The 1,155-nt window shown below is 46.1% G+C and carries 1 pseudogene; it reads left to right on the forward strand.

Annotated elements, in window-relative coordinates:
• Positions 1–199 precede the first annotated feature (199 nt).
• Positions 200–1,155 (forward strand): annotated as a pseudogene (locus tag PX481_RS17900) (IS110 family RNA-guided transposase); the annotation flags it as partial.

A 1,155-nucleotide genomic window follows, 5' to 3' on the forward strand; every position in this document is an offset into this window, starting at 1 on the left:
CCAACCTTGGTCGGAAAAGACCGCTTCGTAGCAAGGGTCACCACCATAATCTCCCTGACAAAACTCGAACAGTCGCCGGGGTCGTGGCGAAAACAATCAATTGTTAAGCTAAGAGACCGTATCGGGCAAGGATGAGTAAAATCAAGGGGATGCTCTCCAAAATGACCATCAATTCTGCTTGCTTTAGTTAGGTTCAATCATGGAAAATATCTCTCAATGGGTAGGCATTGACATTAGTAAAGCGACCCTAGATGTGTACCTCCGTCCCCTCGGTAAAGCGATGAAAGTTGCTAACACAAAGGAGGACATATCTAAACTGGTCGAAACCCTAAAATCCTACACTGTCAACCTCATCGTTCTGGAAGCGACAGGAGGTTGAGAAACTGAACTGGTGATTCAATTACAAGCAGCGGATTTACCTGTAGCCTTAATCAATCCCCGTCAAGGAAGAGACTTTGCTAAAGCCACTGGTAAATTAGCCAAAACCGATGCCATTGACGCTCAAATCTTAGCTCATTTTGGCGAAGCAATGCAACCGCAAATATTAGCGGTTGAGTCGGAAGAATCTCGTCAATTGGGCGACTTAATTAGTCGTCGCCGGCAACTTGTCGAGATGCGGACTGCCGAAAAAAAACGACGGGAACGCGCTCGCGGTAAAGCTTTGGTCGATATCGAAGCCCATCTTGAGTATCTCGATAACTGCCTCGAAAAACTCAATCAAGAAATTGAGGAATTGACCCAAGCTAACCAACAATGGCTCGAGAAAGTTAATTTACTCAAAACCGTGCCGGGGATTGGTCAAGTAATTTCTACTACTCTCGTCTCCGACTTACCAGAACTCGGTCAATTAACCGCCAAACAAATCTCTCGCTTAGTCGGTGTCGCACCGATTAATCCTGATAGTGGTCAACATAAAGGTAAGCGGATGATTCAGGGAGGTCGCGCTCAGATTCGGGCGACTCTTTACATGGGGGCGGTGGTGGCTATGCGTCATAATCCGGTGATTAAAACCTTTTACGAACGCCTAGTCGGACGCGGTAAATCAAAAAAACTGGCTCTGACTGCTTGTGTGCGGAAAATCTTAGTTATTCTTAATGCAATGGTTCGCCAAAATCAGCCTTGGCAGCTTGCTGACAATTTACCACCTTGTTCCTA

The sequence above is a fragment of the Microcystis sp. M53603_WE2 genome, from assembly GCF_030065435.1.